Genomic DNA, 24,249 nt, shown 5'->3' with positions numbered 1-24,249 from the left:
GGAGAAATGACACCTATGTTAGAACTCAAACATGTAGCCTATAGTTACCAAAGTTACCAAGAAGAGATTTTCTCAGACGTGAACTATCAGTTCAAAAATGGGACATTTTACAGCATTATCGGTCAGTCTGGAGCTGGGAAATCGACCCTCCTCTCTCTCTTAGCTGGACTGGATAATCCCAAGAAGGGACAGGTTCTCTTTGATGGGGAGGACATCCAGACTAAAGGGTCTAGCTACCACCGCAAGCACCATGTCTCCCTGGTCTTTCAGAATTACAATCTGATTGACTATTTGACGCCACTTGAAAATGTCCGCCTGGTTAACAAACAAGCTGGGAAAGAGATTCTCTTGGAATTGGGATTGGACGAAACGCAAATCAAACGCAATGTCCTTCAACTATCCGGCGGGCAGCAACAGCGGGTGGCCATTGCGCGTGCGCTCGTTTCAGAAGCACCTGTCATCTTGGCAGATGAACCGACAGGAAACCTTGACGAACAGACAGCAGGTGACATTATTGCCATTTTGAAGAAGTTGGCCAAGGAACGCCAAAAATGTGTCATTGTCGTCACCCACAGTAAGGAAGTGGCAGAGGCCTCCGATGTGGTCTTGGAATTGAGTCGCCGTAGCCTCGTTGAGAAGAGCAAGTAAGGAGGGAATGCTATGTTGCGCAATGCTTTTGCTTATATCACACGTAAATGGCCCAAGTCTCTCTTGCTCTTTGCCATCATTCTCCTCATGGGGACCTTGAGCTTGATCGGACTCTCCATGAAGGGAGCCACCCAAAAAGCTTCATCGGAAAGCCTGGGATCCATCACCAATAGCTTCTCCATGCAGATCAACCGCAGGACCAATCCAGGAACCCCTCGGGGAGCTGGGAATCTCAGAGGAGAAGATATCGAAAAAATCAGTCAGGTAGAGGGGATCACCTCCTCCATCAGGCGGATCAATGCCATTGCGGATATCCTAGACCACGAGATCATTGAGACCGAAGAAACCCTGCAAAATCAGTCTCCAGAGCGGGCCAAATACTTCAAGAATACCTTGATGGTGACGGGGGTCAATGACTCTTCAAAAGAAGATAAATTTGTCTCTGGGGCCTACAAACTGGTCCAAGGGGAGCACCTGACAGATAAGGACAAAAACCAAATCCTCATGCACGAAGATTTGGCGAAAAAGAATGGTCTTAAGGTGGGCGATAAGGTGCGTCTCAAGTCCAATCTCTACGATGCTGACAATGAAAAAGGGGCCAATGAAACTGTCGAAGTGACCATCAAGGGCTTGTTCTCAGGGAAGAACCAAGCTCCTCTAACTTACGCCCAAGAGTTGTACGAAGATACCCTCATCTCTGACCTGGATACAGCTGCCAGACTCTATGGCAATACTGTCCAAACAGCTACCTATGAGGATGCGACCTTCTTTGCCAAAGGGGATCAGGATCTGGATGCCTTGATCGAAAAAATCAAAGCACTCGATATTGACTGGAACCTCTATGACCTGGTTAAGAGCTCTTCCAACTACCCAGCCTTGCAAAAATCCATCAGCAGCATGTTCCAAGTGGCAGACTACTTGTTTATCGGAAGTCTCGTCTTTGCTAGCTTGCTTCTCACTCTTCTCCTCGTCTTGTGGCTCAATGCCCGTCGCAGAGAAGTGGGAATCTTATTGGCTCTAGGACTTTCTAAGGTACAGATTGCGGGACAATTCGTGGCAGAATTAGTCATGATTTCCATCCCAGCCTTCCTCCTCTCCTATGGAGTTGCAGGACTTCTTGCCAAAGCAGTCGGAGATACGGTGCTTAAGAACGTAACCAGTGGCATTGCCAAACAAATGGCTCAAGAATCCTCTGCAGCCAACCTTGGTGGGGGAGCTGAGGCAGAAAGCTTTAGTAAGACCTTGACAGACCTCCATATGGACATCCAACTGAGCCAATTGTTGGTGATTGTCTTGGTTGGCGGCCTCCTCTTGATTCTGGTATCCATCCTTTCTTCTCAATGGCTCTTGTATAAGAAACCAAAAGATCTCTTGGTGGATGTCGAATAAGAGATTGTTTCCTAAAATAGAAATAGGGTATAATAGGAGGTAGAAGAAGTTTCTTAGATAAAAGGAAAGTGTATGAAGATACTAATTGTAGAAGATGAAGTCCTGATTCGCGAAGGGATGAGCGACTATCTCATGGAATGTGGCTATGAGGTCTTTGAAGCAGGCGATGGGCAGGAGGCCCTGGACCTCTTTCACAGAGAAGCGCCGGATCTGGTCTTGCTGGATATCCAGCTCCCGATCCTCAATGGCTTGGAAGTCCTCAAGACCATCCGGAAGACCAGCTCAGTCCCTGTCCTCATGCTGACGGCCTTCCATGATGAGGACTATAAGTTGACAGCCTTTGGAGAGTTGGCAGATGGCTACCTGGAAAAACCCTTCTCCTTGTCCCTCTTGAAGGTCCGTATCGAAGCTATTTTTAAAAAGCTTCAGCCTTCCCGGGTCTTCACCTATGGAGAGGCACGAGTGGATTTTGAGAGCTACACAGCCAGTTTAGCTGGGCAAGCCATCTCCATGAATGCCAAGGAGTTGGAAATCTTGGAATACTTGCTCCAGCATGAGGGTAAGGCCCGGACTCGCTCTCAGATCCTCGATGCCGTCTGGAAGGAGACGGAGGAGATTCCTTTTGACCGGGTGATCGATGTCTATATCAAGGAACTACGAAAAAAACTAGAGCTGGACTGTATCGTAACGGTACGCAATGTCGGCTATAAATTGGAGAGACCATGACCAAACGAAGTATCTTTGCAAAGATCTTTCTGATCACCTTTGCCCTTTTTAGTGGCTTAGTCATCCTTCTACATGCTTCGGTTTACTTTATTTTCCCCTCGACCTATATCGAGTCTCAGCGCCAGACGATTTTAAAGAAATCACAGGCCCTGGCCAAGAGTTTCCAAGGCCAGGAAGAAGGGACCATTGAGTCCGTCATCGACCTTTATTCCAAGACCAACGATATCAAGGTCTCGATCAAGGGCAAGGAAAAACAAAATGCCCTAGAGGTTAAGGATGACTTGCTCCTGAACCCTGATAGCCAGAATAATTCGCTGGTCATTGAAGAGCGAAAGATTCAGACCAAAGAGGGGAAGGACTTGACCTTGCAATTCTTAGCAACTGTCGATTCCCAAAAGGAAGCGCGGGACATCAGTCTGGGCTTCCTTCCCTATAGTCTCCTTGCTTCCTTTGTCCTGTCGCTGATCGCTTCCTATCTCTATGCCCGCCTGATTTCTGCTCCAATCCTTGAGATCAAGCAGATGACCAAGCGGATGAAGCGTTTGGATCGGACAGCTAGTCTTCCCATTCACTCGCAGGATGAGATCGGCGTACTCAAGCAACAGATCAACGACCTCTATCACCATCTCCTAGAAGTGATCGACAATCTAGAGCAGCAGAAACAGGAAAATCTGAAGTTGGAGCAGATGAAGGTGGAATTCCTACGTGGAGCCTCGCATGAGCTCAAGACGCCTCTGGCCAGCTTGAAGATTATCCTAGAAAATATGCGGGATAAGATCGGCCGCTACAAGGACCGGGACCGCTATCTGTCGGTCTCCCTTGATATCGTCGATGAGATGAACCAGATCGTCCTAGAAATCCTGTCCCTTTCTTCTGTCCAAGAATTGGCCGGAGACAAGGAGTGGATCCAGCTGGATCAGGTCGTAGAGCAGATCCTCGACCAGTACAAGGTCTTGGCTCAATCACGCGAGCTCACGATTGACAATCAGATCCCAGCTAAACCAATCTATATGGACCCAGCGATTCTGAAATTGGTCCTCTCAAATGTTATCAGTAATGCCGTTAAGCATTCGGATGCCGGTGGAGAGATCCAGCTCCGTCTCGAAGAGGAAGGGACGCACTTGGCGATTGAAAATACCAGCCAGGAAATGGTAGAGACCGCTGAGCTGCCAATGACCGCTAGTCGCCAGAAGAAGGAAGGCGGCTTGGGACTCTTCGTGGTCCAACACTTGCTAGACCATGAAGAACTGGCCTACCAATTTGATAAAACGGCTATGGGCTTGTGCTTCTGTATGGAACTGCCCAAGGAGTCACAAGAATAAAAAAAAGCCACCATCGGGTGGCTTTTTTCTATAGGTGATTTCACCATTTCGTCAAGGAGATTTCTCCGCTATTGAGCCAGATTTCTTCTTGATTGTCTAATTGGACCAAGAGTTGGCCGGTATCAGAGATGTCTTTGGCGAGGCCCTGATAGGTTTGCTGGTTCTGCTCAAAGGTAACGGTTCGTCCTAAGACCAGGGAGCGCTCTTTGTAGAGGTAGACCAGTTCATCGATATCCGTTTGGAAGAATTCTTTCCAGATCTCGCTGATGAGGTCATTGCGGGTGATGGGACAAGGTCCTTCAAATAAGGAACCAGCCTTGGTTTGTAGCTCATCTGGAAAAGTAGGGATGGCTAAATTGAGACCGACTCCGATAATAACATCCGTGACGAGACCAGTCTCAATCGACGTGATAGCTTCGGTGAGGATTCCCCCAATTTTTTTATGGCGGTAGTAAATATCATTGACCCATTTGATATCGATATCGATCAGGGTCAAGTTTTTAATAGCCTTGTAGATAGCTCCAGCGACCATCAAGGTATAAGGAGGGAGCTCCGCAGGTGGCAGTTGAGGCTTGAGATGAAGGGACATGTAGATGCCCCCTTGATCAGGGCAGTAGTAGTCACGACCAAAGCGGCCTTTTCCAGCGGATTGCGAATTGGCCAGGTAGAGCGCCTTGCCTTCTTTATGGGTTTCTATGCCTAATTTGGCATCCAATTGGGTGGAGCTACATTGTTCGTTTAAGGAAACGGTCAATTGGGTATTTTTTGCAATCACTGCAGGAAGCAGAATATCGCCTGAGACCAGTTTGTAGCCCTTCTTTTTGAGGGATTCGATGACGACCCCATCTTTTTCTAGACGTTGGATGGCCTTCCAGATAGAGGTGCGGGAAACACCTAATTCTTTTGCCAGCTGCTCCCCATTGACATAATCATCTGCCTGAGAAAGGGTTTGAAAGAGGATTTCGTGTGTTTTCATAGTTTTTTATTCTTGGAAAGGATGGAGGATCATCCATTCTTCGTACTTTCTCTAATAGTTAGCTTGGTTCCTAGCATAGTGAGGGTTGGTATTTCTCTCGGAGATAGGACTTGTTTATTTAGTACATCCATTGCGGTTCGTCCCATTTCTTCTGTAAAAACGGTGATGGTAGAGAGGGGAGGAAAGACTTGCTTGGCTAAACTGGTATCATTAAAGGAAATGAGTTGGATATCATCAGGGACCTTAATGCCGGCTTCTTGAAAAGCCCGGAGAGCCCCAATGGCTAAACTATCACTCGCAGCAAAATAGGCATCTGGTAAGGGTAAGCCAGACTGAAGCTTAGAGGAAATGAGGTCATAGCCTGATTGAGCTGTAAAACTTCCAGTGAGGATGAGTTCAGGGTGATAAATACTTCTTTCAATACAATAGTTTCGATAGGCTCGTCGCCGAGGATCGGGAATACTTTCCAATAGGTCAGTTGTTTTTTCCTCACCGCTAAGGAGCCCAATTGTTTGACAGCCTTGTTTTCGTAAATAGGAAAGAGCAGTCTGTACAGCATTTTCAAATTCAGTCGCGACGCAAGGGTGGCCTTGGTTAAGGGTGTTACTATCGACAAAAACCAGAGGTTTGTCTAGCCTTTCTAACTCGACAATCTGAACCCTACTAAACTTTCCGATACAAAGGACCCCAATAACTTCCTCACCTAATCGAAAAGGAATATCATTGAAATAGCGGAGAATCCCATAGTCGAGATCCTGTGCTCTTTTTTCAATGCCTAAGCGGATGTTGTAATAGTAGAGGTCGTCCAGTTCTCCCTCTTCACTTTTCCATTGGATGATGACAATTTGCTGTTTTTCTTTTTTAAAGTTCCCACTTTTCTGATGTCTGGTGTAGCCTAGTTCGTCAGCAACAGTCAAAATTCTGTGGCGGGTTTCCTCCGTTACAGAAAGACTGGCATCTTGGTTCAGAACACGAGAGACAGTGGCGATGGATACGTCTGCGAGGTTAGCAATATCCTTTAATGTGGCCATTCGTTTTCTCCTTCTTTCTTATAGTATATCATAGGTTTCGTCATATTAGCGAATTTTACTAAAAATTTAGTAAAATAATTGATTTGTCGCATGAAAGGGGTTACACTAGTGGTAAATAACTATATAAGTGAGGTAATCTCAATGAATACTCAAGAAATTCGGGAAGCTTTTCAAACAGTCTTTAGAGCAGAAGCAGATCACACTTTCTTTTCACCAGGACGGATCAATCTGATTGGTGAACACACTGACTATAATGGTGGTCATGTCTTCCCAGCAGCCATCACACTTGGTACCTACGGAGCTGCAAGAAAGCGTGAGGATAAGGTCTTGCGTTTCTTCTCAGGAAACTTTGAAGACAAGGGGATCATTGAAGTTCCACTTGAAAATCTCCACTTTGAAAAAGAGCACAACTGGACCAACTATCCAAAAGGTGTGCTCCATTTCTTGCAAGAAGCGGGTCATGTCATTGATAGCGGTATGGATGTCTATGTTTATGGCAATATTCCAAATGGATCCGGTCTTTCTTCTTCAGCCTCCCTTGAGCTCTTGATTGGCGTCATCGCTGAGAAACTATATGATCTTCACTTAGATCGTCTAGATCTGGTCAAGATCGGCAAACAAACCGAAAATCACTTCATCGGAGTCAACTCTGGGATCATGGACCAATTTGCCATCGGTATGGGGGCGGATCAACGGGCTATTTATCTCGATACCAACACCCTAGAGTATGATCTGGTACCGCTGGACCTCAAAGACAATGTCGTAGTCATCATGAATACCAACAAACGCCGGGAATTAGCGGATTCAAAATACAATGAACGTCGTTCAGAATGTGAAACCGCCGTCTCTGAACTCCAAGAAAAATTGGATATCCAAACCTTAGGAGAATTGGATCTCTGGTCTTTTGATGCCTACAGCTACTTGATTAAGGATGAAAATCGCATCAAACGGGCTCGCCATGCTGTACTTGAAAACCAACGAACCCTCCAAGCTCATAAGGCACTTGAAGCAGGTGATTTAGAAGAATTTGGCCATCTCATGAATGCTTCCCACGTATCCTTGGAGCATGACTACGAAGTGACAGGTCTAGAATTGGATACCTTGGTGCATACAGCCTGGGAACAAGAAGGCGTCTTGGGTGCTCGTATGACAGGAGCAGGCTTTGGCGGTTGCGCCATCGCTCTCGTAAACAAAGATAAAGTTGAAGCATTTGAAGAAGCTGTCGGCAAACGCTATGAAGAAGTCGTTGGCTATGCGCCTAGCTTTTATATTGCAGAAGTTGCGGCAGGGACACGAGTTTTAGACTAGGTGATAATAATGGAAGCTGTAATATTTGATTTAGATGGCTTATTAGCCGATACTGAAATCATTTCTCTAAAAGTTTATCAAGAATTGCTTAGAGATTTTGGAATTCCTTTCACAGAAGAAACCTACTCTAGAGACTACAGTGGACATAGGGAAGAGGAGAATGTTCAACGATTTTTGGATAGCTATGATTTACCCTGGAACTTTGACCAAACCTTGGATAGAGTTTATGAGCTGGAAGCTCAAATCTTAGCTCAAGGTGTCAATTTAAAAAAAGGTGCTAAGAATTTACTTACTTTTTTGAAAACAGAGGGCATCCCAATCGCCCTAGCAACTTCAAGTGTTGAATCTCGGGCTAGAATGATCTTGGATAGCAATGGGATACTGTCCCTATTTGACCATTTAGTTTTTGCAAAAGATGTCAAACGAAGTAAACCTTACCCAGATATATTTTTAAAGGCTTGTAGTGATTTGAATGCTTTACCAGAGAATTGCTTAGTGCTAGAGGATAGTGAAGCAGGGATTGAAGCAGCCTATCGGGCTGGAATCCCAGTCATATGTGTTCCAGATTTAAAAGTACCAGCACAGTCTTTCTTAACTAAAGCAGAACAAGTTTTCCAGGATTTGGATGCTGTCAGAGACTATTTAAAACGTAAGAAGGAGAATCAATGAATCAGGGAATTTTAGACGCATTTGTCACAGCCGTCATTGCGGCGAGTGATTACGAAGAGATGGATCGGATTTATCTAAAAAATCGCATCATGAGTCGCGTTGGAGAAGAAGGGCTAGACGCCCCAGCTCAAAAAGAAGAGTTGATCGCACTTAAAGATCAGCTGGTAGAGATCGCTGTTGCAAATAGCAAGATCCAGGATAGTATGGCCGCAAAAGACAGTTTGGGTGCGGAGTTGATGGATTGGATCACCCCTAGCCCTAGTCAGGTCAACCATCGTTTCTGGGAGACCTACCGTCAGTCCAAAGAAGACGCGATTGCGGATTTCTATGCCCTCTCTAAACGCAATGATTACATCAAGGTAGAGGCCATTGCGCAAAATATTGCCTTTGAGGCTGAAACTCCCTACGGTTCTCTCGAAATCACCATCAATCTGTCAAAACCTGAAAAAGATCCTAAAGACATTGCAGCGGCCAAGCTTGCAAAAGCCAGTCATTATCCAGCCTGCCAATTGTGCTTTGAAAATGAAGGCTATCAAGGCCGCCTAGACCATCCAGCCCGGGCCAATCATCGGATCATCCGCTTTGATATGGACGGTCATGATTGGGGCTTCCAGTATTCCCCTTATGCCTACTTCAATGAACACTGCATTTTCCTTGATAGCCAGCATGTGCCCATGGCCATTAGTCGCAAGACCTTTGAGCGACTCTTGACCATTGTCGAGACTTTTCCAGGCTATTTTGCAGGGTCCAATGCAGATCTTCCCATTGTAGGGGGATCCATCCTGACTCATGATCATTACCAAGGCGGACGCCACACCTTCCCTATGGAGCTGGCTCTTGTTGAGGAAAGTTTCACCATTGGGGGATTTGAAGCAGTGTCACTAGGAATTGTTAACTGGCCCATGTCAGTTCTTCGTTTGAATTCAGTTGACAAGGAGCAATTGATTGCCCTGGCAGACCATATCCTAACAGCCTGGCGAGGCTACTCGGATCCAGCGGCTCAAGTTTTAGCGGTATCCGATGGTCAGCCCCACCATACCATTACCCCCATTGCACGGATTCGTGATGGGCATTATGAACTGGACTTGGTGCTCCGTGACAACCAAACCTCACCAGAGCATCCCGATGGCATTTATCATCCACACGCGGATGTGCAACACATCAAAAAAGAAAATATCGGCCTGATCGAAGTCATGGGCTTGGCCATTTTGCCACCTCGTCTCAAAGAAGAGCTCAAGCAGGTTCAAGACTATTTGCTTGGGCGTGAGAGCACAGTGGCAACCTACCACCAGGCTTGGGCAGATGATTTGAAAGCCACTCACCCAGCCATCACAGACGAAGCAGAGGCAAAAGCCCTTGTCCGTGAATCAGTTGGCCAGATCTTTTCGCGCGTGCTCGAAGATGCTGGAGTCTACAAGCGAACAGCAGAAGGACAAGCTGCCTTTAGACGCTTTGTTGCGACACTTTAAGTATGGAGAAGCGGCAGAAATTTGGTACAATAAGAGAGAAGACAAGAAGCGAAAGGAAAACAAATGGCAATACTCGTACTCGGAGGAGCTGGCTATATCGGTTCCCACATGGTGGACCGTTTGGTCAATGAAGGACAGGAAAAAGTCGTCGTGGTCGATAGACTGGTCACAGGCCACCGTGCAGCGGTGCATCCAGATGCCGTCTTTTACCAAGGAGACCTGGCGGATCAAGACTTTATGCGCACTGTGTTTAAGGAACATGCCGATATCGATGCGGTCATCCACTTTGCGGCCTACTCACTGGTTGCTGAGTCTATGGCAGATCCATTGAAATATTTTGATAACAATACAGCAGGCATGGTCAAACTCTTGGAAGTCATGCATGAATGTGGGGTGCACTACATCGTCTTTTCTTCAACTGCTGCCACCTACGGCATTCCAGAAGAAATTCCGATTCTTGAAACCACTCCGCAAAAACCAATCAACCCTTATGGTGAAAGCAAGCTCATGATGGAAACCATCATGCGTTGGGCCGATCAAGCCTACGGGATCAAGTATGTGCCCCTTCGTTACTTTAATGTAGCGGGTGCCAAGCCAGATGGATCCATCGGAGAAGACCATGGACCAGAGACTCATCTCTTGCCGATCGTCTTGCAAGTGGCCCAAGGCAAACGCGAGAAGATCTCTATTTTTGGAGATGACTACAAGACACCAGATGGCACCAATGTTCGGGACTACGTCCATCCATTTGACTTGGCAGATGCCCATCTTTTAGCGGTTGAGTATCTGCGTAATGGGAATGAATCGACTGCCTTTAACCTGGGCTCGTCGACCGGATTTTCCAATCTTCAAATCGTTGAAGCAGCCCGCAAGGTGACAGGACATCCGATCCCACTTGAGCTGGCCGATCGCAGACCAGGAGATCCAGATACCTTGATTGCCTCATCTGAAAAAGCGCGTGCCATCCTTGGTTGGCAACCCAAATTTGACAATATCGAAACCATTATCCAAACAGCCTGGGCTTGGCATTCCAGCCACCCAGATGGCTACAATGATCGATAAGGAGGGGACTGCAACCATCATTTTTGAGGCTTATCTAATAACATCTAAAACGACAGTTGATCTTGCTAAATGACTCATTTCAGACGTCAGTCATTTCCCTAACCATCATAAAATAGTGAGGTATTCAAAATGAATAAAACCACAAAAATGTTAGCCGTCTTCTTGACAGCGGGTCTTCTTTTAGCTGGTTGCGGACAAAAAGAGACTACGAAATCTACTAGTCCATCGTCCACTAAAGCGACCAGTAAAGCAACAAGCAAATCATCTGCTAAAGAAAAGAAAAAAGAGTCATCAACTGATGAAAGCAAAAAAGAGGATGCACTAGCAGGTGCACAAAAAACCGTTCTCGAAACGAGTGATGAAGCAGGTAAGACCACTGTAACCTTGTATTACAAGGGAGATACCTTGTTATTACAAGAAAAAGTTGATGATTACGATGTCTCAAAAGTTCCTGGTGAGAATCCTCTTGAAACCATGAAAGAAGCCGTTGCTAAGAGCCAAGAAAAATTCAAAGATCTGATGGGCCATGGATTTGAACTGACATCAGAATACAAAGACGGAATCTTTTATATTCGCAATACTATTGATTACACAAAAATCGATTTTAATAAATTAAAAGAAATCGTCCCAGGCTTTAATCCCCTACATGACAAAACAGTTAGTTATTCAGTAACGAAAGACAGTCTTATCAAGGGCGGAATGGTAGAAAAATAAACAAAATGGAGAGTAGCTCAGTTTGCTGCTCTCTTTTTGTTTTAGTATGAATTCATGGGCATATTTTGGTAGAATAGGATTTAAGGGAAATAGTGAAATGGATGAACACGTCATTATGATAGCAGGAGTATAAGGTGAATATTCTTAAAAAAATTGAAGATAAAACATATCAAAAAGAGGACTTAATAAATAATATAGATTTAAATCCTATAGTCTCCTACCATATCATTAAAGAAATTGTTAACAGTAAGATCAATGAGATTGACGTGATTCATAAATTAATAGAAATTTCTGTCAGACTGTCTGTCAATGATTCAGTTTTAGGTCCAATTTGTTTGGGGCATATGTCTTTAGCTGCATTAAGAAAATTAGGAATTGACGTAAGGAAACTTGATAATCATTCAGCTATTTCTGATTATGATTGGGAATTAGTTGATAAATTTTATCATGAGAATGGATGGTGAGAGCGTAGTTATCTAAACGGCATTGAACGAGGTGAAAATAATGCATTTAAAGCAAGAATTAGCGAAGTTACTATTAAAAATAGGGGAGTCAAATCTGAATCAGTCGGATTTATTTACAGAGGAAAAACCATCTCTATTCTTACCAGAAGGACGTACTATTTATTTAGAGGGCGATCATTACTACATTGTTAGTGTTGAACGAGGCAAAATAAATTCTGAGAAAAAATTTGATAATAAGGAAGATATTCTTTATTATCTTTTACAATCATATGTTACTAAAATAGCCTCACAGGATGCTTGGAATAAAGCTAGTGGGGACATTGAACTTTATGATAGGTTTTTTCAAGAAGAACAAATTCGCTTATTTAATATAATTGATCCTAAATATGGAGAGAAGAAGGAAGAAAGAATGAAAAGAGGGGAAGATAGTTTTCCAGTGACCATAAATGAATTCGATGTCAATAAAAAACTACCATTCCGAGAAAGATATAGTGAGAGGTATGAAATCGTGAAAAATAGAATTCATTACATTACAAAACTTGAATTGAAAGATCGATTGCCTTTCAGTGGCTTTGTAGCAATTTTTGATGGGAAGCAGATCCAAAACAAAGAAGTGCTATTTCATTTTCTTGAAAAAACTGTCGGCCTTCCCGATGCGAATAATTGGTCGTCTATTACGGATTGGCTAACGGACCTCTCATGGATAAAAGCTGAAGAATACAGCTTTATTTTTGAAAATTATGATAGTTTCTTAAAAGATGACTTATCTTCTAAAGACTTATTTTTAGAAATTTTGGAAGAAAATGTTCTTCCTTGGTGGGAAAGTGATGTTAAAAAACATGTTGTTGACGGTAAGGTCAAGAGTTTTCAAGTTTACATAGTGGAAAATTAAAAAATGGGAAAATTTTTATGGATCTGTTTTATGGTAACAAATTGGATGTTCATCCTTATCAAAAAGGTAAATCTCGGGGCCCTGAACGAATAGTCATTGGTGATGATGGTTCAATTTGGTTTATTGAAGATCACTATCAACCATTTAATAGAATACGGTAGCATATAATTAGAAGATTTACAGAGAAGCTGATCAAGTTTTATTACCAAATCCATGGCCATTAGACTGGATAATGGAATACGAGCTGTACCAAATTGAGGTTTTGAATTATGGAAAACAAATATATGAAGTATGCAGACAAATTACAAGATTTAATTGACTTAGAATATCCAAGTCAGAAGTTATACCCGGGAATTATACAGGATATATATAACTTAACTAAGCGTATAGGAAGAGGAGAAAATATCGATAACATTAGTTTTTTTAGTTTAGCAAGAAGATTTGTAGATGAAACAATGGATTATAAAAGCGAAATTTTAGTAGTCTTAAAACAATTAGAGAAAGAGTTAAAAAAAGAGAATTGATGGACAATAGATTTATTGATTTGATAACGAAACTAAGAATTGATTCCGGTTGCTGAGAAGCAGTGGATTGAATCTGAAGGAGAACTTCCAAATGATTATGTGTCACCACTTAAATAAGGAAGGTATAAAATGAAACCAACAAAACTAGAATGGGAAGATGTTATCAAGTTTGAAGAAGTAGAAGGATACGGGAAGTCAATCTGGAAAAATGAGGACAAGTATTATTTAGTTTTAGAAGAAGGCACCGTAGCTTCTTGGTTAGTAATCTATGAACTCCCACAAGAATTATTTGCTCTATTAGAGAGTGGAGAGAGAACGTTCCAAGAAGTTTCCTGGAAAGTTCAAAATGACTGTTGGCCACCGACGGAAGAAGAAAAGAAAGCTAGTGAGAAACGATTCATAGAAGAGAGTCCCACATCATTAATTGATATACCTGAAACTAGAGAATTATTTACTCAGGAAGAGCTTAAAAGATTAATTCCGATTGCTGAGCAAATGTGGATTGACTGGAGAGGGAAACTTCCAGATGATTATGTATCACCGCTTAAATAAGGAAGGTATAAAATGAAACCAACAAGACTACAATGAGAAGAAGTTAGTAAGTTTGAGGAAATAAAAGGTTATGGACAACATATTTGGCGACATCATGAGAAATATTTTTTTGTTACAGATGAAGGGGGAATAGCTGAACAGAGGGTAGTCTATGAATTCCCATTAGAACTATTTCAATCACCCTACCAAGTTTTTCTGAGTTACTTGAAAAGTCTAACTTAATTTGACAATTTAGGCAATAAAGAAATCCTAGACAAGCTTTTGAGCTATTCAGAAGACTTGAAATACCACTATAATCTCTATCAGCTCTTGCTTTTTCACCTTCAGAATGAGGAACCAGAGAAATTTTTTGGACTCATTGAAGACAATATAAAGAAGGTTCATTCTCTTTTTCAGACTGTCTTTAAAACATTTCTAAAGGACAAAGGGAAAATCATCAATGACCTTCAGTTATCCTATTCCAACGCAAAATTGGAAGCGACTAATAATCTCATCAAACTTATCAAACGCAATGCCTTTGGTTTTCGGAACTTTGAAAACTTCAAGAAGTGAATTTTCATCGCTCTGAATATCAAAAAAGAAAGGACGAAATTTGTCCTTTCTCGAGCTTAGATTTTCTTCAACCCACTAAAGTTGACAAAGAGCCGTAGATTTTAGGTATTTACCTTGTCTACTTAAGAGGTATCATATCATCGAGATAAAGGTGATTTGTTTGTTCCTAAGAATTAGGTTTTAGGTTTGACTTGTGGCAACTTCTGGAAAAAGCTTGTCTAGAATTTTTGGAGTGATAGCTTGTCCAGGACCTTCAGCACAATAGGTGTGAATATACATAGCGGGATTGAAGTTGAGCTCGATACAAGTGAAATGAGGTTTTTCCTTGCTAGCAGGCTGAGTTTTATCTGGAATGATGAGGTCAACCCCGCAAGCCCAGGCCCCCATGCTAGTTGCCATAGCTGCTGCCAATTCTTGGTAAGAGGAATCTATTGTCTCAGTGACATCAATAGAGTCACCACCCGTAGAAATGTTGGAGTTACGGCGGAGATTGACCTTTTTCCCTTCTGGGAGAATATCATCAGGTGCATAACCTTGCTGAGTCAACATCAATTGTTCGATGTCTCCTAGCTTAATGATTTCCAGAGGTGAGCGGTGGTCACGGCCTCGCAATGGATTGGCATTTTTCTGAGCGACTAATTCACGAATGGTGTGTTTGCCATCACCGACAACATTAGCAGCGACACGAAGGAGGACAGACTCACAACGCCCGTCCAGAATGAAGAAACGGTATTCGGTTCCTGGGATAAATTGTTCAACAAGAACAGCTGTATCTTCTGCAAAGGCAATCTCGAGAGCTTTCTTATAGTTATCAAGGCTGGCAGGCTCTTGGAAAATGGAAATGCCCAGACCGAAGTTGGTTGATTTTGGTTTAACCACAATTTGCTTGCCCTTGATAAGAGGATAGTAGGCTAGACCTTGTTCTAGACTGGTAAATTCGTCGCCGGCAGGGACAGGGAAGCCAGCATCAGCCAGGATTTTTTTGGTCACGGTTTTATTAGCCATGGCAAGAGGAACTACATAGTTGTCTTTTGAGGTCATGTTACCATTTTTGACGTACTCGACATGATCTTTATGCCAGAGTTTAAGGAATTGATCCTGCTCATCTAGGATTTCAAAATGAAGCCCTTTTTGAATGGCATCAAAGAGCAGCATCTGGGTAGAAAGTTCCATCTCCTCATAACCCTTAAGGGCATAGTGGGCAGTCCAGTCGTAATCATGATAGGCAAGCGCCTTGTCAAGGGCAAAGTCAGAAAGGGACTTGTCTTTGATATGAGGAAGAAGTTGAGCAGCTAGTGTCTGACTGGAATCTGCAAAGGCATCTTTAACTTGTTTGACCAGCCCTTGATGATAGTCACCAAGCCCAAAATGTTGCACCAGTTGGTCTAGAGCTGTCGTAATGTTCTGAGTTTCAGCTTCAGAAGGTAGAGGTTCTAAAGGATGAGAGAGGGCAATTTTTTCATTCAGCGCGTGACCTTGAGCCAGAGCCTGATCAACATTTTCAGGGGCATCCAGCCAGAGGAAGGCTAGAAGGAGTAGGTGTACGGTATCCATGGTAGTTTGGCTAATACCGATACGCTCAAAGGGGTTGAGGTCGAAGTTACGGAATTCTAGGTAGGTGATTCCCTTGTCAAGGAAGGAGCGATTAACCTTTTGTCCACGGAAACGAACAGCCGAGTAAAATTCCTTTTCCGCAATCAAATCACCTTGTTCGATATAGTTTTCGATGGCAGAGACATAGTCTTCTAGGCTTGCAAAAGATACTTGTATTTCTTCCTTATTGACATAGCCGTGGTCACTGTTACGGAAGGAACGCACAGGTTCTGGAACTTCTTGGTCGAAGAATCCTTGCTCAGCAATAGGTGCAGCCCCAAAAAGATAGGTAATCACCCAACGGTAGCGCAAGTAGTTTTGAGCCAGCTTAAGATAGAGGGCGTTTTTGAAAGCAATTATATCAATCTGGTCACTTTCTTGGAATAGGGCTTCAACCAAATCTTTCCCTAGTTCCATATTATAGTGGATACCTGAGATAGCTTGTAGTTTAGTTCCGTATTTTTCGGCCAGGTAGTTACGATAATGGCGTTCAAATTCATTTTCCAGTTGGGCAACTTGGATTTCTTGGGCGTTGATACGAGGAGGCATGGACAAGGGCCAGAGAAGTTCATCTTTACTGATGGAACGTCCAGCTACATCGGTAATGGCTCCAAGAAATCGACGAGCCTCAGTGGTAGATTTAGCAACTGGTGTGATGAGTTCCATCTGAAACTCACAAAAATCTGTTTGAATATAAGGGTGGAAACTTCGAGCTCCTAGCCATGAAGGGTGAGGCGTATGTGCTAATTTTCCCTGTCTATCGACACGAAGACTTTCGCGTTCAATTCCAAAGTTAGCTTGAAGGATAGGGCTAGTAGGCTCCAGCTTTTGAAGCAGTTGATTTATAGTCATAGAGTCACCTTTTCATCTAATGTTAGTGATAGTCTATTATAAATAGGAGAAGAAAACAACTTTCCGCTACGGTTAAGGGGAATTTCCGAATGTTTCAGATAAGAATTCTTAAAACCAATTGTTTTTTAGCTCTATTATATGCAAAAATTGTAAAATACCCACTGATTTTTATGTAAAATGTTATTTCTCTTGGAATTTAAATCAAATTAGCCTATACTAATGACGTATATATGAGAACGAAAGAATCCCTAGGGTCGGCACTGCACCCATAAAATGAGACACAAGAAAACACTCCTGTTGAATTCTGGTAAACTAGAAACAGGGGTGTTTTGTTATGGTCAAAAAGCATATTCAGTAGAAACTAAACTAGCCTGTATCGAAATGAAGAAGGCAGGCAAATCAAATAAAGTTATCATGGATACCCTCAGCATCAAAAATGCTAGTCAGGCCAAGACCTGGTAGCGATGGTATCAGAATGATGAATTGTACCGTTTCCAACAACCCGTGGGGAAACAATATACTTATGGTAATGGGATGAAACAGTTATCTGAAGTGGAACAGTTACGTTTGCAGGTAGAATTACTAAAAAAGTATCAGAACTTGATAAGAGAATCGACAAAGTAAGTCTTATCAAGCTAGTAGAAGAGTATAAGAAAACGTGCCCTGTATCGATTATTTTAGAATGTTTCGGCGTCAAACGCTCCACCTTTATCGCTGGAAACAGGAGTGTAAGAATTCTCAGAAAAGAGACAAAATAGCAGATAATGGCTGTATCGAATGGTTTCACTCTGTTCTCAAGTCTGAAACCTTCTATCTCCATAAGTGGAGAAACATAACTGAAGATAGTCTAACAGATATTGTCAAAAATTACATCATATTTTATCCTGATAATTATGTATCACCATTGAAATAGCCTGCGTGGAACTTGTTTAGACACCGTTAGTTGTGGACAAGTTTCTTTTTTTATTTTAAGTGCACTAGATGAATCTCTCCCAAAATGTGTTGAAAATATAAATAGAACTCTGGCTTTCTCCTAATGCAAGTACGGGAAGAGTTGAAAAACGCTAACCTGTAATCTCTCCTCTAGCTATTCCACCTATTTCATGCTAGAATAAAGAAAAACACATTTGGAGGCATTATGAATCAGACAGTGACTTATTTGCAGGAATTGACAGCCATTCCTTCACCGACCGGTTTTACACGTGAGATCGCAGACTATTTGGTCAAAACCATTGAGGGCTTTGGGTATGAGGTAACTCGGACGGCTAAGGGAGGCGTGAATGTGACCGTTCCTGGTGTGATCACAGACAAGCAACGCTATGTCACAGCCCATGTGGATACCTTGGGGGCTATTGTCCGCGCTGTGAAAGCAGATGGTCGCCTCAAGCTAGACCGTATCGGTGGTTTCCCTTGGAATATGATTGAAGGGGAAAATTGTACAGTCCATGTAGCCAATACAGGAAAGACCCATTCGGGGACAATTTTGGTCCATCAGACTTCTTGCCATGTCTACAAGGATGCTGGAACTGTCGAGCGGACCCAGGACAATATGGAAGTCCGTCTGGATGAAAAAGTGACCAATGAAAAAGAAACCCGTGCCCTTGGCATTGAAGTAGGTGATTTTGTCAGCTTTGATCCCCGGACCATTGTGACAGATACTGGCTTTATTAAATCTCGCCACTTAGATGACAAGGTGAGTGCGGCGGTTCTCTTGAATCTTCTGCGCGTGTACAAGGAAGAACAGATCCAATTGCCAGTAACGACCACCTTTGCCTTTTCAGTCTTTGAAGAAGTGGGGCATGGGGCTAATTCAAGTATTCCGGCTGAAGTAGTCGAATACTTGGCAGTGGACATGGGAGCTATGGGAGACGACCAAGCGACGGATGAATACACGGTATCCATCTGTGTCAAAGACGCTTCAGGACCATACCACTACGAATTCCGTCAGCATATAGTAGCCTTGGCAAAAGCTCAAGAAATCCCTTATAAGTTGGATATCTATCCTTTCTATGGATCAGATGCCTCTGCAGCCATGAGCGCAGGAGCAGAAGTCAAACATGCCCTCCTCGGAGCAGGGATCGAATCTAGCCACTCATATGAGCGGACTCACTTGGATTCTGTAGTCGCAACAGAGCGCATGGTCGATGCCTACCTCAAGAGCGACTTGGTAGATTAAAAATTGGAACTACTCTCCGGAGTAGTTTTTTTATATAACTAAAATTTTCTGAAAATTCCTTTTCTTCTGAAAACCTTTGTGGTATAATCTTAAAATAAACTTAAAATTTCTTGAGGAGATTTACATGAAAAAAAGAAATGTCATTGCACTTGCGGGAGTTGCTCTCCTTTCAGCAGGGATCCTAGCAGCTTGTTCTGGTGGTTCGAAATCATCTAGCTCAAGCAACGGCCAAAAATTCTCATATGTCTATGAGACGGAGCCTGAAAACTTGAACTATATCACATCTGGTAAAGCAGCAACCCACGATATCACAGGAAACTTGATTGATGGCTTGTTTGAAAATGACAAGTACGGTAACTTGATTCCATCTCTTGCAAAAGATTGGACAGTTTCCCAAGATGGCTTGACTTACACTTATAAACTTCGTGACGATGCTAAATGGTATGATTCAGAAGGCGAAGAGTATGCGGATGTCACGGCTAAAGATTTCGTCACAGGGATCAAATATGCAGCTGATAATAAATCAGAAATGCTCTACATCATCCAAGATTCTATCAAGGGCTTGAATGACTATGTCAGCGGTAAAAATAAAGATTTCTCAGCTGTAGGAGTAAAAGCAGTTGATGATCATACCCTTCAAATCACTTTGAACCAACCAGAATCTTTCTGGAACTCTAAATTGACACTTGGGATCACTTTCCCTGTCAACGAAAAATTCGTAAAATCAAAAGGGGATAAATTCGCTCAAGCAAGTGATACTAGCTCCCTTCTTTACAATGGTCCTTACATCTTGAAGAGCTTTACTTCAAAATCTTCTATCGAAATGACTAAGAATGAAAACTACTGGGATAAAGACAAGGTCTACGTCTCAGATGTAAAATTGGAATTCTACGATGGACAAGACCAAAGTAAATTAGCGAAATCATTCGGTGAAAATGCTCTTAGCTTGGCAAAACTCTTCCCAACTGGATCTGGTTACTCAGAGCAAGCCAAAGAATTTAAAGACGAAATCACCTACACTCCTCAAGATGCTGCTTCTTATGTCATTGGTACCAACATCGACCGTCAATCTTACAAACACACAGCTAAGAAGACCGATGAAGAAAAACAATCTACTAAGAAAGCCCTCTTGAACAAGGACTTCCGTCAAGCGATCAGCTTTGCCTTCAACCGTGAAGCTTATGCTGCCCAATTGAACGGAAAAGACGGAGCAAGCAAGATCATCCGTAACCTCTACATTCCACCAACATTTGTCCAAGCTGATGGCAAGACCTTCGGTGAATTGGTGAAAACACAATTGGATACCTATGGAGATGAGTGGAAATCTACTAAACTAGATGATGGTCAAAACGGTCTCTTCGATGCGAAGAAAGCGAAGGAAGAGTTTGCAAAAGCGAAGACTGCCTTGGAAGCAGAAGGTGTGAAATTCCCAATTCACATCGATATGCCTGTAGATCAAACGACTCCATCAAGAGTTCAACGGGTGCAATCTTTCAAACAATCAGTTGAAGAAGCGCTTGGTAAAGAAAATGTCGTCATCGATATCCAAATGCTTTCGAAAGAAGACCTTCAAAATGTGACCCTCTTTGCGCCAAATGCGGCTGGCGAAGACTGGGATCTCTCTGATAATGTTGGATGGAGCCCTGACTACCAAGACCCATCAACTTACATGGATATCTTGAAAGCTTCATCTGGTGAAAATACTAAGACTTTCCTTGGATTTGACCCAAGTGAAAACAATGAAGCAGCTAAAAAAGTTGGTCTGTACGACTTTGAAAAGATGATCAAAGATGCTGGTGCAGAAACACAAGACGTCAACAAACGCTATGAAAAATATGCGGCTGCGCAAGCTTGGTTGACTGATAGCGCCCTTGTTATGCCAACTTCTTCATCAACTGGACGTCCATTCTTGACACGTATCGAACCATTCTCAGCTCCATTTGCATGGACTGGTGGTAAAGGAAAAGACCACGTGATCTACAAAGGAATGAAACTCCAAGACAAAGCTGTGACAAGTACTGATTACAACAAAGCCCTTGAAAAATGGCAAAAAGAACAAGCAGAGTCAAATAAAAAAGCACAAGAAGATCTTAAGAAACACGTTAAATAAGGATCGATAACCGAGGCTGATGCCTCGGTTTTTTTGTGGATCAGATGAATATCTGTTTGATATTAAAACGCTTACATAGTATAATGGGAGTGTTGATTACAAAAAGTGAGGAGACTGACATGAAAAAGAAAACAATGGTTTCCATTGTCGCATCGAGCTTACTGATCGCGCCAATGGTTTTGCACCAAGTAGCAGCCGCAGATGAGCAGACAGAAGAGTTAGCACCATCGACAGAAGTGGTTCATGCTCCATCTACTGAAGCAAGACCGAAAACAAGTGACGCAAGTGCTGTCACTAGTGAAGAAGGAGCGAGCTTGAGTGAGGCATCGCTTGATCGGACGGCAGGTGCCAATCAAGTAGCCCCTGCTACAGAAGAAAACACAAGACAAAGTGAGCCTTCGGTCCCAGTAGCAAGTCCAGTAGCAACAAACAGGGAAGCTGCACCTCAATCTGCTCCTCCTTCAGAAGCTCCGGCAAAAAGTCAGGATTTGGCAAAGGTTACAGGTAGCACCCTTGCAGCGGATCAGGCCTCTAAAGAGTTGACGGTCCAAGATGCTGTTAATGGCTTGCTCCAATGGGCAGCAACAGATCCTAGCCAATTGGGCCAAAGCCAAGCAGATCGCGAACGCTTTGCCAAGAGTTTAGGCTTGATTGAAAAATCAGAAGATCTAAACCGTAAGGTCAGTCAGCCAGAATTGGCCAAGATGTATGAAACAGCTAAGAAACTCTACGATGCCTACCGGGCTGAAAAGAAAAGTCCGCTCTTTTTAAATGGTCGTGCCCAGCCGATTTTCCCTTATACGACGGGAGAAAAAGAAGACCAAGACTACAAATATGAGGACAGCCAAATTGTGCGCTTCCCAGTCTATGTCGAAACGGACTATGACACCGATGCAGATGGCAAGCCTGACTTAGTCAAAGCCATTGTTCAATTACCAAAAGCAGTCGCTCAAGGGGATTTTAAGGCAGCCACTATTCTCGAAGCGCGCCCTTACGTAGCGGGGACGCTAGACGAAAACTACGTGACCCTCGAAAGTTTGGGGCTTCCAACAGACGGTAGCTATGATATGAAGAAACTGCACAGCCAACCTGCAAAGAGAAAGCCAGTAAGCAGTGAAACAACAGTAGAAGCAGCGAAAAAAGCCAAGGCATCGGATTGGTACTACTACAGTCCCTACGAGTATATCTATGACTACGAAGATCTCAACTGGTACGACTATTTCTTGGTCAGAGGCTATGCCTTTATCTCGAGTGCTGGACTTGGGACCAAGGGATCAGAAGGCTTCAATACAACCGGATCTGACCTCGAAATCAATGCTTTCAAGAATATCATCGAATGGGTCAATGGTAAACGCAAAGCCTACACCGATAAGACCAGCAATATCGAAATCAAGGCAGACTGGGCAAGTGGCAATGTCGCAATGACCGGTCTATCCTGGGCTGGCACCACAACCTTTGGTGTGGCAGCGACAGGCGTAGAAGGCCTAAAGACCATCGTTCCAGCAGCAGGAATTGCTTCTTGGTATGATTATTTCAATAGCCAAGGGACCCAATTTGGCAATGCACCTTATAGTGACCTTTCATGGCTCTCTCTCTACGTTAGCACACGGATGCTGGACCAAGACGATTGGGCAGGGATTTGGCAAAACTATTCCAACTACATCAACCAATTGAACAAGGACCAGTACGCTCATGATCGCAACTACAGTGATGTCTGGAAGGAGCGGGATTATACCCTTCATCCAGAAAATCTCAAGACCAGCGCCCTGATCGTCCATGGCTTGAACGATGACAATGTCAAGACCAAACATTTTGAACTCATGTACGATGCGCTCAAGAAAGCGGGCCAAGATGTCAAGCTCTATCTCCACCAAGGAGACCACGTCTATCCAGCAGCTATGTCTCGTGGCTATGGGATCACAGCCAAGGGACAAGATTTCTATGACCTACTCAATACTTGGCTGACCCATTACCTCTATGGTGTGGACAATCACGTCGAAAGCTTGCCAGCGGTTCTAGCTCAAAATAACTATGATCCAAGTAAGTGGACCAGTTATGATAACTGGAAGAGCAGTCAGCGTCTCTTCTTGAATGCTCAGTCGAAACGCTTGGAAGAAACCATTTCAAGTGATTATGCGGCTGCAGGTGTTGAGATCGCTAACCGTAATGAAACAGTCAGCAAAGCCTCCTCTAAGGCCAATCTGACATTCGTTTCTGATGTTACTGAGGACACTACGATCAAGGGCCACATCCCGGTTCATTTCAAGGCAGCTCTGGCCAAGGGTCAAGGAAAGAATTTCCAAATCAACGCCCTTTTGGTAGACGTGGCAGATGAGGACTTTGACGTGGTAGGAAATGGTAGCGTCAAGCAAGATAAAACAGCAGACGGTTTTTGGATGGGAAGCAATTTAAGCAACCTATCTGTTGCCGAATACGAAACCATCAAGACCAAGTACAAGGTCATCGCAAAAGGCTGGATCAACCTTGCGAACCCTGAGTCTGGCTACGATTCAGCAAGCTCACGCGCTAGCATCGAGCCTAAAGTAGGAGAATACCACGATTATACAGTCTATCTCCAACCAAATCTCTATACGGTTAAGAAAGGTCACAAGTTAGCGCTTGTTTTCAACACCTATGACCCATCTGATTTAACGGTGGAGCATCCATATGAAGTGACCTTTAAGACAGATTCTATCCAGGCGGCGATTCCAATTGTCGAAAAGACCCGCGCCCAAAAGGCAGCCTATGTGCCAAGTGCAACAGATACAGACTATGCAAACTTGCCAGAAGTTGAAGGAGCTGCTCTAGTTGCTCCAGAAGTACACTACAAGGAAGAGTATACACTGCCAAGCCCAGAATACTTTGTCCAACCAAGTCAAACTCTTCCTGAAAAAGATGAACAGATGCAAACAGCATCAGCAAGACAAGGGCAACCTCATCTTTCACTAGCTGTATCCTATGGAACTCAATTTGTTTCACAAGGATTGGCAGAAGATCCTCAAGCTGCAACTCTTGTAGTCGGAGGAGAGCAGGTAGACCATACCCTTCCTCAAACAGGGAGCAAAGATCATGCTCTGGGTCTCTTAGGGGTGATCAGCCTAACAGCTTCTAGCTTCATCTTTTGGCGCAAAAAGAGAGAAGATGCCTAAGGAGTCCCCGTAGCAAATATTTCTAAAATGGCATCATTTAGTGTAAAATAAAAGTAGAAATGCAGAATCAG

The 24,249-nt window shown here is 43.3% G+C and carries 19 protein-coding genes and 2 pseudogenes; 18 read left to right on the top strand and 3 right to left on the bottom strand.

Annotated elements, in window-relative coordinates:
- The first annotated feature begins 6 nt into the window (after nt 1–6).
- The 4 genes from O3605_RS06090 (at nt 7) to O3605_RS06075 (ending at nt 4,085) form a co-directional block, all read left to right on the top strand.
- Nucleotides 7–648 (top strand): ABC transporter ATP-binding protein, encoded by a 642-nt coding sequence (locus tag O3605_RS06090; protein WP_049497844.1) that lies wholly within the window; start codon nt 7–9, stop codon nt 646–648.
- Between the two features lie 12 nt (nt 649–660).
- Entirely contained in the window at nt 661–2,037 is a 1,377-nt protein-coding gene (locus O3605_RS06085) for an ABC transporter permease (protein ID WP_049497843.1), read from the top strand.
- A 72-nt stretch (nt 2,038–2,109) separates the two neighbouring features.
- The gene (locus O3605_RS06080) at nt 2,110–2,763 is read left to right on the top strand and encodes a response regulator transcription factor (protein ID WP_009731294.1); all 654 of its coding nucleotides are present in this window, start codon (nt 2,110–2,112) and stop codon (nt 2,761–2,763) included.
- A complete protein-coding gene (locus tag O3605_RS06075) occupies nt 2,760–4,085 on the top strand; it encodes a sensor histidine kinase (RefSeq protein WP_049497842.1) in 1,326 nt (441 codons plus the stop codon). The genes O3605_RS06080 and O3605_RS06075 overlap by 4 nt, the downstream gene beginning before the upstream one ends.
- Before the next feature lie 40 nt (nt 4,086–4,125).
- On the opposite strand, the gene birA is transcribed toward O3605_RS06075, so the two are convergent.
- A complete protein-coding gene (birA, locus tag O3605_RS06070; RefSeq protein ID WP_049497841.1) occupies nt 4,126–5,061 on the bottom strand; it encodes a bifunctional biotin--[acetyl-CoA-carboxylase] ligase/biotin operon repressor BirA in 936 nt (311 codons plus the stop codon).
- Nucleotides 5,062–5,090: 29 nt separating this feature from the next.
- The gene (locus tag O3605_RS06065) at nt 5,091–6,092 is read right to left on the bottom strand and encodes a LacI family DNA-binding transcriptional regulator (RefSeq protein WP_003002635.1); all 1,002 of its coding nucleotides are present in this window, start codon (nt 6,090–6,092) and stop codon (nt 5,091–5,093) included.
- Nucleotides 6,093–6,233: 141 nt separating this feature from the next.
- Between O3605_RS06065 and O3605_RS06060 the strand changes: the two genes are divergently transcribed.
- The 10 genes and pseudogenes from O3605_RS06060 to O3605_RS06010 form a co-directional block, all read left to right on the top strand.
- The gene (locus tag O3605_RS06060; protein ID WP_371585555.1) at nt 6,234–7,400 is read left to right on the top strand and encodes a galactokinase; all 1,167 of its coding nucleotides are present in this window, start codon (nt 6,234–6,236) and stop codon (nt 7,398–7,400) included.
- A 9-nt stretch (nt 7,401–7,409) separates the two neighbouring features.
- A complete protein-coding gene (locus O3605_RS06055; protein WP_371585553.1) occupies nt 7,410–8,069 on the top strand; it encodes an HAD family hydrolase in 660 nt (219 codons plus the stop codon).
- Nucleotides 8,066–9,538: a UDP-glucose--hexose-1-phosphate uridylyltransferase gene (galT, locus tag O3605_RS06050; protein WP_070506298.1), complete on the top strand. Its 1,473-nt coding sequence runs from the start codon at nt 8,066–8,068 to the stop codon at nt 9,536–9,538. The genes O3605_RS06055 and galT overlap by 4 nt, the downstream gene beginning before the upstream one ends.
- Before the next feature lie 63 nt (nt 9,539–9,601).
- Nucleotides 9,602–10,600: a UDP-glucose 4-epimerase GalE gene (gene galE, locus O3605_RS06045; protein ID WP_371585551.1), complete on the top strand. Its 999-nt coding sequence runs from the start codon at nt 9,602–9,604 to the stop codon at nt 10,598–10,600.
- Between the two features lie 129 nt (nt 10,601–10,729).
- Nucleotides 10,730–11,314 carry a DUF1307 domain-containing protein gene (locus O3605_RS06040; protein WP_302692253.1) on the top strand — a complete coding sequence of 195 codons (585 nt, stop codon included), beginning with the start codon at nt 10,730–10,732 and terminating at the stop codon, nt 11,312–11,314.
- A gap of 134 nt (nt 11,315–11,448) precedes the next feature.
- A complete protein-coding gene (locus O3605_RS06035; protein ID WP_371585550.1) occupies nt 11,449–11,778 on the top strand; it encodes a hypothetical protein in 330 nt (109 codons plus the stop codon).
- Nucleotides 11,779–11,818: 40 nt separating this feature from the next.
- Entirely contained in the window at nt 11,819–12,670 is an 852-nt protein-coding gene (locus O3605_RS06030) for an Imm63 family immunity protein (RefSeq protein ID WP_371585548.1), read from the top strand.
- Between the two features lie 284 nt (nt 12,671–12,954).
- Nucleotides 12,955–13,194 (top strand): disulfide bond formation protein, encoded by a 240-nt coding sequence (locus O3605_RS06020; protein ID WP_371585545.1) that lies wholly within the window; start codon nt 12,955–12,957, stop codon nt 13,192–13,194.
- Between the two features lie 129 nt (nt 13,195–13,323).
- Nucleotides 13,324–13,746, top strand: coding sequence for a hypothetical protein (locus O3605_RS06015; RefSeq protein ID WP_371585543.1), 423 nt, complete (start codon nt 13,324–13,326; stop codon nt 13,744–13,746).
- A 228-nt stretch (nt 13,747–13,974) separates the two neighbouring features.
- Nucleotides 13,975–14,298, top strand: a pseudogene (locus O3605_RS06010) (transposase); the annotation flags it as partial.
- Nucleotides 14,299–14,478: 180 nt separating this feature from the next.
- Here the strand turns inward: O3605_RS06010 and gshAB are convergent.
- Nucleotides 14,479–16,743: a bifunctional glutamate--cysteine ligase GshA/glutathione synthetase GshB gene (gene gshAB / locus O3605_RS06005; RefSeq protein WP_371585541.1), complete on the bottom strand. Its 2,265-nt coding sequence runs from the start codon at nt 16,741–16,743 to the stop codon at nt 14,479–14,481.
- A gap of 381 nt (nt 16,744–17,124) precedes the next feature.
- On the opposite strand from gshAB, the pseudogene O3605_RS06000 reads away from it, so the two are divergent.
- The 4 genes and pseudogenes from O3605_RS06000 to O3605_RS05985 form a co-directional block, all read left to right on the top strand.
- A pseudogene (locus tag O3605_RS06000) lies at nt 17,125–17,331 on the top strand (IS3-like element ISBt2 family transposase); the annotation flags it as partial.
- A gap of 550 nt (nt 17,332–17,881) precedes the next feature.
- Nucleotides 17,882–18,919: a M42 family metallopeptidase gene (locus O3605_RS05995; protein WP_371585539.1), complete on the top strand. Its 1,038-nt coding sequence runs from the start codon at nt 17,882–17,884 to the stop codon at nt 18,917–18,919.
- A 124-nt stretch (nt 18,920–19,043) separates the two neighbouring features.
- Nucleotides 19,044–21,029, top strand: coding sequence for a peptide ABC transporter substrate-binding protein (locus tag O3605_RS05990; RefSeq protein WP_371585538.1), 1,986 nt, complete (start codon nt 19,044–19,046; stop codon nt 21,027–21,029).
- A 119-nt stretch (nt 21,030–21,148) separates the two neighbouring features.
- Nucleotides 21,149–24,178 (top strand): CocE/NonD family hydrolase, encoded by a 3,030-nt coding sequence (locus O3605_RS05985; RefSeq protein ID WP_371585536.1) that lies wholly within the window; start codon nt 21,149–21,151, stop codon nt 24,176–24,178.
- Nucleotides 24,179–24,249: the final 71 nt, after the last annotated feature.

This window comes from Streptococcus sp. 27098_8_99 (assembly GCF_041431935.1).
Taxonomy (GTDB): Bacteria; Bacillota; Bacilli; order Lactobacillales; family Streptococcaceae; genus Streptococcus; species Streptococcus parasanguinis_D.
Note: the sequence above shows the minus strand (reverse complement) of the source record. Positions and strands in the feature narration are given on the sequence as shown.